The organism is Verrucosispora sp. ts21 (assembly GCF_002879555.1).
Lineage (GTDB): Bacteria > Actinomycetota > Actinomycetes > Mycobacteriales > Micromonosporaceae > Micromonospora > Micromonospora gifhornensis.
Genome location: NZ_PNOZ01000035.1, coordinates 28,816 through 41,298, shown reverse-complemented (window position 1 = coordinate 41,298; position 12,483 = coordinate 28,816). Strand labels below are relative to the sequence as shown.

Below are 12,483 nucleotides of genomic sequence, written 5' to 3'. Positions count from 1 at the left end.
GCAGGACGCCCCAACATCATGAATGAACTGTGCAAGGCAGGGGTCAACCGTTTGGTCGGAACGTGGGCGTTTCGTCGTAGCGACCGTCGATGCAGGACACTCGTGGATAACGTGAAGACCGGCTACGCTCAGCTACCGATGCCCTGCTCGCGGGCCCAGCGCAGCAGTTCGGCCTCGGCCGTGTCACGGTCCAGCGGCCCGCGTTCCAGGCGTAGGTCCTTCAGGTACTTCCAGGCCTGCCCGACGATGGGCCCGGGCGGTACGCCGAGCAACTCCATGATCGCGTTGCCGTCCAGATCGGGACGGACCCGGGCCAGGTCCTCCTCGGCGGCGATCCGGGCGATCCGCTCCTCCAGGGCGTCGTAGTCCGCCGCCAGTTGAGCCGCCTTACGCCGGTTGCGGGTGGTGCAGTCCGACCGGGTCAGCTTGTGCAGCCGGGACAGCAGATCACCGGCGTCGGTGACGTACCGGCGGACGGCCGAGTCGGTCCACTCGCCCCGGCCGTACCCGTAGAAGCGGAGGTGCAGCGCGACCAGGGCGGTGACCTTGGTGGTGATGTCCTTCGGGTAGCGCAGCGCCTTCATCCGCGCCTTGGTCAACCGGGCACCGACCACCTCGTGGTGGTGGAAGCTGACCCGCCCGTCGGAGCCGACCGCCTTGGTCGCCGGCTTGCCGACGTCGTGCATCAGGGCGGCCATCCGCAGGATGAAGTCCGGCCCGTCCTGCTCGTACGAGATCGCGTTGCGCACCACGGTGAGGGTGTGCTCGTAGACGTCCTTGTGCTGGGCGTGCTCGTCGATCTCCAGCTTGAGGCCGGTCAACTCGGGCAGGAAGCGCTCGGCCAGCCCGGTGTCGACCAGCAGCCGCAGTCCGGTGATCGGGTCGGCGGCACAGAGCAGCTTGGTGAACTCGTCCCGGATCCGCTCGGCAGTGATCCGGTCCAGGTCGGCCGCCATCCGGGTCATCGCCGCGTACACGTCCGGGTGGACCGCGAAGCGCAGTTGCGCGGCGAAGCGGGCGGCCCGCAGCATCCGCAGCGGGTCGTCGCCGAACGACTCGGCGGGGGTGCCCGGGGTACGCACCACCTTCGCGGCCAGGTCGGCCAGGCCGCTGTACGGGTCGGTGAAGCGATGATCCGGCAGGCTCACCGCCATCGCGTTGATGGTGAAGTCCCGCCGCCGCAGGTCCTCGGTCAGGTTGGTGCCGTACTCGACCACCGGGTTCCGGCTCACCTGGTCGTACGACTCGGCGCGGAAGGTGGTGATCTCCAGTCGCAGACCGTCGCGCTGGCAGCCGATGGTGCCGAACTCGCGTCCGGTCTCCCAGATCGCCTCGGCCCAGCCCCGCACGATGCCGAGCGTCTGATCCGGATGCGCGTCGGTGCAGAAGTCGAGATCCTCGCCGAGCCGACCGAGCAGCGCATCGCGTACCGAACCGCCCACGAGATGCAGTTCGTGACCGGCGGCGGCGAATCGGCGGCCCAACTCGTCGGCGACCGGGGAGACCCGGAGCAGTTCGGCGACGGCGTTGCGCTGCGCGGCGCTCAGTTCGCGGCGGTCGGTGGCGTGGGATGCGGCGGCGTCGGACATCGGATCAGCAGCCTATCGGTCCTGACTGGCATCTCCTCCGCCGGGCGCGGGTAACGGGCCGGGGTTGACTAAGGTCTGTGGCGTGCGGGCCGGTGCCGGTTCCGGCCTATCCCCTTGGAGGCGCAGATGAGCGGCGGGCTCTACCGCAGCGCGAACGCCCAGCAGGGCGGCGCGCCCGGCGGCCGGCCCGGTGACGGTGCCACGTTCATCTCCGCCGACCCGCTCAACCAGCCCGCCGCCGAGTCGGTCGCCCCACCGCAGGAGCAGGTCGCGGAGGGCAGCGCCGCGACCAACAGCGCGGTGATGGCCGTCGGCAGCCTGGTCAGCCGGGGTACGGGTTTCCTGCGCACCTTGGCGATCACCGCCGCGCTCGGCTCGGCCATCGGTGACGCGTACACCACCGCCCAGATCCTGCCCGGAATGGTGTACGAGTTCCTGCTCGGCGGCATCCTCACCAGCGTGCTGATCCCGGTGCTGGTGCGGCGGCGCAAGTTCGACCCGGACGGCGGTCAGGCGTACACCCAGCGGTTGCTCACCCTGGCGGTGGTCGCGCTCGGCGCGGCGGCGCTGCTCGCGGTCGCCATGGCACCGGTGCTCACCTGGCTGTACGCCAGCGACGAGGCACCTGCCGACTACCGGTCCCTGGTCACCGCGCTGGCCCGGCTGATGCTGCCGATGATCTTCTTCACCGGCCTGAGCGCGCTGATCAGCGCGGTGCTCAACACCCGGGGGCACTTCGCCGCCCCGATGTGGGCGCCGATCCTGAACAACATCGTGGTGATCGCCACCGCCGGCCTGTACATCGCGATCTTCAGCACCGACATCCTCGCCCCGGACGAGATGACCACCGGCCGGATCCTGCTGATCGGCGGCGGCACCCTGCTCGGTGTGGCCGTCCAGGCCGCCGGGCTGCTGCCCGCGCTGCGCAAGGTCGGCTTCCGGTGGCGGTTCCGGTTCGACTTCCGCGCGCTCGGTCTTGGCGAGCTGGGTCGGCTGGGCGCCTGGATGTTCTGTTACGTGGCGGTCAGCCAGATCGGCCTGATCGTGGTCTTCAACCTGCTCAGCCGCACCAGTGGGCAGGCCGCCGGTGCGTTGATCTACAACAACGTGTTCCTGCTGCTGATGATGGCGCACGGCATCATCGCCGTCTCGATCATCACCGCGCTGATGCCCCGGATGAGCGCCGCCGCCGCCGACGGCCGGTACGCCGACCTGGCGGCCGACCTGTCCCGAGGCACCCGCACCGTCTCGGCGGTGCTCGCACCGATCGCCGTCTGCTACGCCGTGCTGGCCACCCCGATCGCCTTCACGCTGTTCCGCTGGGGGGCGTTCACCGACGAAGGCGCGAAGGCGACCGCCCCGGTGCTGCTGTTCGCGGCGGTGGCGTTGGTGCCGTTCGCGGTCAGCCAACTGTTCACCTTCGCCTTCTACGCCCTGCCGGACACCCGCACCCCGGCCCTGATCAACATCCCGGTGGTGGCGCTACGGGCGCTGGTGCAGATCGGGCTGTTCGCGGCCTTCTCGGCTAGCTTCGCCGCGTCCGGAATGATGATCGGCAACACGATCTCGTACCTCGCCGCCGCGATCGCCTCCGCCTGGCTGCTGCGCCCGAGGGTGGGCCGCATCGGGCTGGGCACGATCCTGCGCACGCTGGGCCGGGTGGCGGTGGCCGCGCTCGGCGCCGCACTCGTCGGTCTGCTGGTGGTGGCCCTGCTACCCGGCGACGACACGCCCACCCGGCTGCAGGCCCTCGTGCAGCTGGTCGTCGGCGGGGCGGTGATCGGTGGTACGTACCTCGGCCTGGCGATGCTGCTCCGGATCTCCGAGATCACCGAGGTGGTCGGCATGGTCCGTCGCCGGCTCGGCCGCTGATCTCCACGCATTCACCGAGCGTGGTCGAGGATCACCAGGCTGGGGATGTGCCTGTGGATAACTCAGCGCGTCGCCGCTCACCTACCGGATCGGCCTGTGGATAACCAACCGGAAGGCCGAGTGTGGTCGGCCGATCGACGGGAACCCCGCTGACACCTGATCCACCGCGTACAGCCTGCACCGCCCCGGCGACAGCTCGTTGTAGGCGGCCTCTAGATTGGCTGGTACATGTACCAGCAACGTGGCCGACATCGGTCGTAACCGGACGAGTGCGCCCGAGTGCGAACACCCCTGTTGGTCACGGCGGGAAGATGACATGTCGGGGAGACGGCCAACCCAGGTAAGGTCGCTCTCGACGGGTACGGCAGGCACCGGCTCGCGTCGGAACCGGTCGCCCCGTGCCAGACGAATGCGGAGCGGGAAGTCACATGCCCAGCAGCGCGGGTCCATCGATCGACAAGATCACCGAGGGAGGACGGGTGACCCAGGTCGGCGAGGGTCAGGACGCGGACGAGACCACTCCGCCGGTCATGACCTTCGGTGCTCCGACGGCCGGTGAGGTCCTCGCCGAGCGTTACGAACTGGTCGAGCACATCAACAACGACAGCGCCGGCCGGCTGGTCTGGCGTGGGGTCGATGTCGTGCTGCGCCGGCCGGTAGCGGTCGTGATGCGTTATCCGGGTGGCGACTCCGCCACCGAGATGCTCCAGGCCGCGGTCGCGGCCAGCCGGGTCATCCACCCCAACCTGGTGGGCGTCTACGACGCCATCGACGAGGCCGAGCGGGCCTACGTGGTGCGCGAGTGGGTTGACGGGCATTCGCTGCGGGAACTGGTTTCCGAAGGACCCCTGGACGCCGCCCGGGCCACCGCCGTCGGCAACGCGGTCGCCAGCGCTCTGGCGGCCGTACACGCCACCGGCATGGTGCACGGCAACGTGCACCCGGGCACGGTGATGATCAGCGACGACGGTCGGGTGGTGCTGGCCGATGCCCGTACCGACGGTGCCGACAGCCAGGAGAACGACGTCCGAGCCGTCGGCGGCCTCCTCTACTTCGCGCTGACCGGCTACTGGCCGCACGCCGAGGCCCCACTGCACGGCGCCACCGCAGGGCACGGCCGGGCGGCCATCCCCGACGCCGTACGCGACGCCAACGGTGCGGCGGCGGCACCCCGTCAGGTCCGGGCCGGTGTGCCGGCGTACCTGGACGACCTCACGATGGACCTGCTCGACGCCGACATCGCGCCGCCCTCCTCGGACGTCCTGGCGGCGGAACTGGCCCGACTCGACGTGCCCGAGGACGACTACCTCGACGCCAACGGTCCGCTGCGCTTCGCCGCCGAGACCGGTGAGGAGCCCTCGCCGCTGGCCGCCGCCGGTGGCCGCAAGGTCGCCCTGGGCATCGCGGGGCTGCTCGCGCTCGCCCTGGTCGGTCTGCTGATCGGCATCAGCACCCTCGGTGGCGACGAGGACGAGCCGCAGAAGAATCCGGTCGCCGCGCCCACCTCCAGCGCGCCGGTGAGCGAGGAGCCGGCGGCACCGGCGGTCCGGAACCTGAAGATCAGCGCCGCCCGGATCATCGACCCCGACAGCCGGGACCGGGCCGAGGTCCGCGACGCCGAGAAGGTTTTCGACGGCGACAAGGACGACGGCTGGTCGACGCAGACCTACCGGGGGGCCAGCAACTTCGGCAACTACAAGCGGGGCATGGGCGTCTGGATCGACCTGGGTGGCGAGCACACCATCAAGTCGGTGCAGGTGAACCTCTCCGACACGGGTGCCTCCGCCGAGCTGCTCACCGGCACCATCGACCAGCCCTCGACCAACAAGGGCGACGACGAGATTCTCAAGGCGTACAAGAAGAACCCGATCGGTCAGCCGTTCGAGGCGCACGACGGCACGACGATGACCTTCAACGGCTTCGACGCCGACCAGAAGTACCGTTACCTGCTGTTCTGGATCACCGACCTGCCGCCGAACGGAAGTGGCTACAAGGTCGGGGTCAACGAGATCACGGTCCAGGGGTCATGAGCCGGGCCCGGCCGAACCGGTGCCCCGACCGAGCCTGACAATGGAGGCAGCGACGGGTGACGCCGGTTCCGGCCGGACGGGTGGAGCAACGGTGAGCGAGACGGGCAGTGACCTCGACCTGCTGCACGCCCACGTTGCCGGTGACCGGCACGCCTTCGGTGAGCTGTTCCAGCGGCACCGGGACCGGCTCTGGGCGGTTGCCCTGCGTACGCTCGGCGACCGCGAGGAGGCCGCGGACGCCCTCCAGGACGCCATGCTGTCGGCGCACCGGGCTGCCGCCCGGTTCCGGGGCGACGCGGCCGTCACCACCTGGCTGCACCGGATCGTGGTGAACGCCTGCCTCGACCGGATCCGCCGACGCCAGGCCCATCCCACCGTGCCACTGCCCGACGGGGTTCGGGAGCCGGGCGACGGTCACGGCACCGGCGGGGTCGAGCCCGCCGCACCGGTACGCGACCACGACACCGCGCTCGTCGTCCGGGAGGCGCTTGCCACCCTGCCGATCGAGCAGCGGGCCGCGCTGGTGCTTGTCGACGTGCAGGGCTACCCGGTCGCCGAGGTCGCCCGGATCCTCGGCGTGGCCGAAGGAACGGTCAAGAGCCGGTGTGCCCGGGGTCGAGCCCGGCTCGCCGTACTGCTCGGTCACCTGCGGACCGGCAGTGACGAGGCACTTTCGGAAGTGCCGGCGGTCACCCCAGGGAACCCCAGTGCCCGGCGGGACGTCCGATCGGGGTCGGGACGGTCCTGGAGGCCGGACGTCAACCAGGAGGAAACGTGACTGCCGGGGAGTTCAGCGAGGTCGACCACGACCTGCTCGCCGACTACCTCGGCGGTGCCCTGGAGGGCACCCCGGAGCAGGCCGAGGTCGCCCGGTTGATCGCCCAGGATCCGTCCTGGGCACAGGCGCACGCGCTGCTCGCCCCGGCCGTCGCCGAGGTGCGCACCGATCTGCTCGGCTGGGGCGGCTCCGCGGTGGAGATGCCGCCCGAGGTCGCCGACCGGATCCGCGCCGCACTCGACACCGCTGACCTCTCCGACGTCCTGCCCGACAGCGACGACACCGATCTGGATTCGGACATCCCGGCAACGGCTTCGGACCACAGCGACGATCGGGCTTCCACCGGGCGACCGTCTCGGGTTCCGGCGCAGCCGCTCGGTGGCCGCCGTCCGCAAGCCGCACCCCCGGCCGGTCCCGACCGCAACGCCACCCGGCCTGGTCCCGACCGCAACGCCACCCGGCCCGGTCGGCGGAGCCGCCGCTGGGCCCGCGTCGCAGGGCCGGTCGCCCTCGCTGCCGCGCTTGTCGTCGGGTTGGGGACCCTGCAGCTGGTCCGGCCGAATCAGGGCGGCGACACGACAGCGGGCACCGCGCTGAGCGATCCGGCCGCCACGCCGCACGCACAGGAAGGCCAGGCCGGTCCCGAGCGGGCCGCGGTCAACACCTCGCCCCAGCGGCTCCCGGTCACCGAAGGCACCCCGCAGCGCCACACCGGGAGGGACTACACCCCGCAGGAACTGGCGACGGAGCCGGAAGCCAAGTTCAACGCCTACTCCAGCACCGAGACACCTGATGCCAGTGGCGACGTCGATCGCATGGCCGGCCCCGCGGACCTGGCCCGGCTCGACGACCAGGTGGCGCTGACCGCCTGCCTCGCGGACATCGGCACCGAACACGGCGCACAGCCGTTGGTCTTCGAGGACATCGAGTACGCCCGCTTCCAGGGACACCCGGCGCTGGTGGTGCGCTTCACCGACGCCGCCGGCACCCGATGGGCGTGGGTCAGCGGCCCTGAATGTGGTATCCCCGGATCCGGCTCGGACAGCCGCCACCGTACGCGGGTAGGGTGAGTCGTCAGGCGCCGGACGTTTGGCCGTCCACGTGACCTGACCCACCGGATGACCGGCTCGGGAATCTCCGGTTCCTACGATGATGTTCTGGAAGTCAGTTGCCGCCGCGTCGGCACTCGGTTCGGCATCGGCGCTTCACCGATGCCGACAAGTCAACACGATTGGGAGACGGCAGTGGACGAGGTCCGCAACCTGATCATCATCGGCTCTGGGCCGGCCGGTTACACCGCGGCGGTCTACGCGGCCCGCGCCAACCTCAAGCCCCTGATCATCGAAGGCGTACAGTCCGGCGGCGCGCTGATGACCACCACCGAGGTAGAAAACTTCCCCGGCTTCGCCGACGGCATCCTCGGCCCCGAGCTGATGGACAACATGCGCAAGCAGGCCGAGCGGTTCGGCGCGGAGTTCCTGACCGATGACGTCACCCGGGTCGAGTTGACCGACACCGCCCGCCCCGACGCGTACAGCACCGTCTGGGTCGGCGAGACCGCCTACCGGGCCAGGGCCGTCATCCTCGCCACCGGCTCCGCGTGGCGTCCGCTGGGCGTACCGGGTGAGCAGGAGTACCTGGGCCACGGCGTCTCCTCCTGCGCCACCTGCGACGGCTTCTTCTTCCGCAACCAGCACATCGTGGTCGTCGGTGGCGGTGACTCGGCGATGGAGGAGGCCAGCTTCCTGACCCGCTTCGCCGACTCGGTGACCATCATCCATCGTCGGGACTCGTTCCGGGCGAGCAAGATCATGGCCGAGCGGGCGCTGAGCAACGACAAGATCAAGGTCGAGTGGAACTCCGTGGTGGAGGAGATCCTCGGCACGGACGGCAAGGTCTCCGGGGCGCGGATCCGCAACGTGCACACCGGCGAGACCAAGGTGCTCGACGTCACCGGCGTCTTCGTGGCGATCGGCCACGACCCGCGCAGCGAGCTGTTCCGCGGGCAGGTGGAGCTCGACGACGAGGGGTACGTGAAGGTCGAGGCCCCCAGCACCCGGACCAGCATCCCCGGTGTGTTCGCCGCCGGTGACCTGGTCGACCACACCTACCGGCAGGCCATCACCGCCTCCGGCACCGGCTGTGCCGCCGCACTCGACGCGGAACGCTTCATCGCCACGCTGGCAACGGACTGAACGAGACACACCGATGCAGGAGGGACCAAACAGTGGGAGCAACCAAGTCGGTCACCGACGCTAGCTTCGTCGTCGACGTACTCAAGTCCGACAAGCCGGTTCTGGTGGATTTCTGGGCTGAGTGGTGCGGACCGTGCCGCAAGGTGTCACCGCTGCTGGAGGAGATCGCCCGCGAGATGGGTGACCAGGTCAGCATCGTCAAGCTCAACATCGACGAGAACCCGGAGACGGCCCGCGCCTACCGGGTGATGTCCGTACCGACCCTCACCGTGTTCAAGAACGGTGAGCCGGTGCAGTCGATCGCGGGTGCCAAGCCCAAGGGTGAGCTGGTCAAGCTGATCCAGTCGGCTCTCTGAGCCCCGCAGTACCGCCATTTCGACCCCGTGACCGGCTCGCCGGCACGGGGTCGAGGCGTTTTCCATCCCTGCGGATCGCCAGCGCATAACCTCGAACCGAGGGCCGCCGGACGCCGGTGACCACCTGGTCCTCGCCGACGGGCCTGGCCAGCCATCGACCGTACAGAGGGGGTCGTGCGTGCGTCCGATCCGTTCCGGTGACCGCGGACCTGCGGTAGCCGAGATCCGTGCGGTACTGACCAGCCTGGACCTCCTCTCGAAGGCCACCGGCCCGTACGACGACGAGTTCGACACCGCCACCGAGCGGGCGGTACGGGCCTTCCAGCAGTCCCGGGGCCTCAGCGTCGACGGCCGTGTCGGCGCCGAAACGTGGCGGGCGCTCGACGCCGCCCGTTGGCGACTCGGTGCCCGCACCCTCTACCACGCGGTGCCGGTGCCGCTCACCGGCGAAGACGTCCGGTCGCTGCAGGAACGGCTCCTGGAGATGGGGTACGACACCGGTCGAGCCGACGCGATCTACGGCGTCCGAACGTCTCGGGCGGTGGCCCAGTTCCAGCGTGAGGTGGGGCTGACCCCGGACGGCACCTGCGGCCCGCACACCATGGGGGCGCTGCGCCGGCTCGGCCGCAAGGTGGTCGGCGGCAGGCCGCAGTGGCTGCGCGAGTCCGACGCCATCCGGCAGTCCGGTCCCACCCTGGTCGGCCGGACGGTGGTCATCGACCCCGGCCATGGTGGCACCGAGCCCGGTGTGGTCGTACCCGACGGGCCGCTGCGGTGGACCGAGGCGGATCTGATGCACGACCTGGCCAGCCGCTTGGAGGGTCGGCTCGCCGCGTCGGGCGTACGGGTGCAGCTCACCCGGGGACCGGCACCGGAGACGTGCCTGCCCGACATCGACCGGGCGCACCTGGCCAACTCTCTCGGCGCGGACGTGTTCATCTCCCTGCACACCGACGGGCACGCCAATCCGGCTGCCGAAGGGGTCGCGACGTACCACTACGGCACCGACAACGGCGTGACCTCGGCAACCGGGGAACGACTGGCCGGGCTGGTCCAACGGGAGATCGTGGCGCGCACCGGGCTGCGCGACTGCCGTACCCACGCCAAGGCGTGGGACCTGCTCAGACTCACCCGCATGCCGGCGGTACGCATCGAGGTCGGCTACCTCACCTCGCCGACGGACCGCGGCAGGCTTGTCGAGCCCCGGTTTCGGGACAAGCTCGTCGAGGCCATCGTGGCGGCGGTGCAACGGATGTACCTGCCGGACGAACGTGACGTGCCGACCGGTTCGCTGGACGTCAGCGAGTTGCGGGCCGCCGTCGCCGCCGGAAACGTGGTCGACTGAACGACGCCGGACCGGTCCGCGCTCAGCCGCCGAACCGGCTGCGCGCTCAGCCGATGGTGGACCGGGTGGCCGGGGTGGGACGCACCGGACGCAGCAGCGACTCCGGGCTCATCGAGCCGAGCAGCTTCTCCAACGCGTACTCGACGTCCGATTTCCAGCTCAACGCCGTCCGTAGTTCCAGGCGAAGCCGGGGGTAGCGGGGGTGCGGGCGGACGGTCTTGAAGCCGACCGAGAGGAAGAAGTCGGCGGGTGCGACACAGGCGCCCGCCGGGTCGGCCGCGTCACCGAACTTCGCGTCACCGAACGCCTCGATCGCCTTGATCCCCCGCTTGGTGAGGTCACGGGCGACCCCCTGCACCAGCATCCGGCCCAGCCCGCCGCCGGCGAAGGCTGGTACCACGTTCGCCGTCATCAGCAGCGCGGCGTCCGCGGAGACCGGGGAGGTGGGGAACGCCATCGAGCGGGGCACGTACGCCGGTGGGGCGTACATGACGAACCCGGCCGGCATGCCGTCGACGTAGATCAGCTTGCCGCAGGAACCCCACTCCAGCAGGGTCTGCGAGACCCACGCCTCCTTCTCGAGACCGGGGTCACCGGCCGCGCAGGCACGGTCGGCGGAAACCGGATCAAGCTCCCAGTAGACGCATTGCCGGCACGGACGGGGCAGGTCCTCCAGGGTGTCCAGGGTCAGACTGACCAGTCGTCGCGACATCGCGTGCTTCTCCACACTAGGCTCGGCGGTGGGACCGGCTCGGACGCCACCCGCCGCATTCCTGCCCCGACGAGCGATCGTACGCCGCTGATCGGCGGCGCGGGAGAGGACGCGCAAACGCCCACGTCAGGACGGTCAGCGACCGGTCCGGTATGTGGACGGGCGCGGAATCGCACACGCCGTCGGCGTCGTTCGGCGGCTAGGATCGGCACTCGGCGTGCCGTGCCGCCATGGTCGCCGGTGTCCCGGGTATCCGGGACGGAGCCGTCCGCGCAGCATCGAGGTGATGTCATGACCGGCACAACGCTCGACGACTACACCGACCGGTACGCCCGCCGGGTGCGGGGGATGACCGCCTCGGAGATCCGGGCCTTGTTCGCGGTCGCCAGCCGACCGGAGGTCGTCTCCCTGGCCGGTGGCGCACCGTACATCGCCGCGCTGCCGCTGGACGCGGTGGGCGAGATGCTCGGTCGGCTCAGCAGCGAGCACGGAACCACCACCCTCCAGTACGGCATCGGCCAGGGCACCCTGGAACTACGCGAGCGGATCTGCGAGGTGATGTCCCTCTCCGGGATCGACGCCTCCTGCGGGGCGTCACCTGACGACGTGGTGGTGACCGTCGGCGGGCAGCAGGCCCTCGACCTGGTGGCGCGACTCTTCCTCGACCCGGGTGACGTGGTACTCGCCGAGGGCCCGACCTACGTCGGTGCCCTCGGGGTCTTCCAGGCCGCCCAGGCGCAGGTCGTGCACGTGCCGATGGACGAGGACGGCCTGATCCCGGAGGCGCTGGAGACAGCCATCGCGGAGCAGGCCCGGGCCGGGCGGCGGGTGAAGTTCCTCTACACCATCCCGACGTACCAGAATCCGGCCGGCGTGACGCTGACCGAGGAGCGCCGGGAACGGGTGCTGGACATCTGCGAACGCGCCGGTCTGCTGGTGGTCGAGGACGACCCGTACGGCCAGTTGGGTTTCGAGAAGGAAGCGCCCGCTCCGCTGCGGGCCCGACGCCGGCACGGGGTCTTCTACCTCAGCACCTTCTCCAAGACGTTCGCCCCCGGCCTGCGCGTCGGCTGGATCCTCGCCCCGCACGCCGTACGCGACAAGTTGGTCATCGCCAGCGAGGCGCAGATCCTCTGCCCCAGCGCGTACGCGCAGGCGGCCGTCAGCACGTACCTGACCACGATGCCCTGGCGTGAGCAGCTGAAGGTCTACCGGGAGGTCTACCGGGAGCGGCGGGACGCGATGCTCGCCGCGCTGGCGGATCTGATGCCGGCGGGGACCAGGTGGACCAACCCGGGCGGCGGTCTCTTCGTCTGGGCGACCCTGCCCGAAGGGCTCGACTCGAAGGCGATGATGCCTCGGGCCATCGCCGCGCGGGTCGCCTACGTGCCGGGCACCGGCTTCTACGCCGACGGCGGCGGGGCCGGCAACATGCGGCTCAACTTCTCCTTCCCGCCGCCGGAACGGATCCGTGAGGGCGTACGCCGGCTGGCCGGCGTGATGGAGCAGGACATCGCCATGCGGCGGGTGTTCGGCGCGGTCGGCGGGCCGGGCAACCGGCGCGGCCAGGCCGGCTCGGACACCCCCGGTCCTGACTTGGCATGAT

The 12,483-nt window shown here is 70.4% G+C and carries 10 protein-coding genes; 8 read left to right on the top strand and 2 right to left on the bottom strand.

What is annotated here, in order from left to right; all coding sequences use genetic code 11:
- Window positions 1-128: 128 nt before the first annotated feature.
- Entirely contained in the window at window positions 129-1,589 is a 1,461-nt protein-coding gene (locus C1A38_RS16745; protein ID WP_102658756.1) for a CCA tRNA nucleotidyltransferase, read from the bottom strand.
- Window positions 1,590-1,715: 126 nt separating this feature from the next.
- On the opposite strand from C1A38_RS16745, the gene murJ reads away from it, so the two are divergent.
- The 7 genes from murJ to C1A38_RS16710 all read left to right on the top strand — a co-directional run bounded on the left by murJ (window position 1,716) and on the right by C1A38_RS16710 (window position 10,165).
- Window positions 1,716-3,461 carry a murein biosynthesis integral membrane protein MurJ gene (gene murJ, locus C1A38_RS16740; RefSeq protein WP_102658755.1) on the top strand — a complete coding sequence of 582 codons (1,746 nt, stop codon included), beginning with the start codon at window positions 1,716-1,718 and terminating at the stop codon, window positions 3,459-3,461.
- Window positions 3,462-3,889: 428 nt separating this feature from the next.
- Window positions 3,890-5,491 (top strand): protein kinase family protein, encoded by a 1,602-nt coding sequence (locus tag C1A38_RS16735; RefSeq protein WP_102658754.1) that lies wholly within the window; start codon window positions 3,890-3,892, stop codon window positions 5,489-5,491.
- Window positions 5,492-5,531: 40 nt separating this feature from the next.
- Complete coding sequence (gene sigM, locus C1A38_RS16730) at window positions 5,532-6,269, top strand: RNA polymerase sigma factor SigM (protein ID WP_373307053.1); 738 nt, start codon at window positions 5,532-5,534, stop codon at window positions 6,267-6,269.
- Window positions 6,266-7,339, top strand: coding sequence for an RsmA family anti-sigma factor (locus C1A38_RS16725; protein WP_102658752.1), 1,074 nt, complete (start codon window positions 6,266-6,268; stop codon window positions 7,337-7,339). The genes sigM and C1A38_RS16725 overlap by 4 nt, the downstream gene beginning before the upstream one ends.
- 174 nt (window positions 7,340-7,513) lie before the next feature.
- Window positions 7,514-8,464, top strand: coding sequence for a thioredoxin-disulfide reductase (gene trxB, locus C1A38_RS16720; RefSeq protein ID WP_102658751.1), 951 nt, complete (start codon window positions 7,514-7,516; stop codon window positions 8,462-8,464).
- A gap of 32 nt (window positions 8,465-8,496) precedes the next feature.
- Window positions 8,497-8,820: a thioredoxin gene (gene trxA / locus C1A38_RS16715; RefSeq protein WP_013736593.1), complete on the top strand. Its 324-nt coding sequence runs from the start codon at window positions 8,497-8,499 to the stop codon at window positions 8,818-8,820.
- Window positions 8,821-8,998: 178 nt separating this feature from the next.
- On the top strand, window positions 8,999-10,165 hold the full coding sequence (locus tag C1A38_RS16710; RefSeq protein ID WP_102658750.1) for an N-acetylmuramoyl-L-alanine amidase: 1,167 nt from the start codon (window positions 8,999-9,001) through the stop codon (window positions 10,163-10,165).
- A gap of 46 nt (window positions 10,166-10,211) precedes the next feature.
- Here the strand turns inward: C1A38_RS16710 and C1A38_RS16705 are convergent, their stop codons facing one another.
- Entirely contained in the window at window positions 10,212-10,877 is a 666-nt protein-coding gene (locus C1A38_RS16705) for a GNAT family N-acetyltransferase (RefSeq protein WP_102658776.1), read from the bottom strand.
- 291 nt (window positions 10,878-11,168) lie between these two features.
- Here C1A38_RS16705 and C1A38_RS16700 point away from each other — a divergent pair, with 291 nt between their 5' ends.
- Entirely contained in the window at window positions 11,169-12,482 is a 1,314-nt protein-coding gene (locus C1A38_RS16700) for an aminotransferase-like domain-containing protein (RefSeq protein WP_102658749.1), read from the top strand.
- Window position 12,483: the final 1 nt, after the last annotated feature.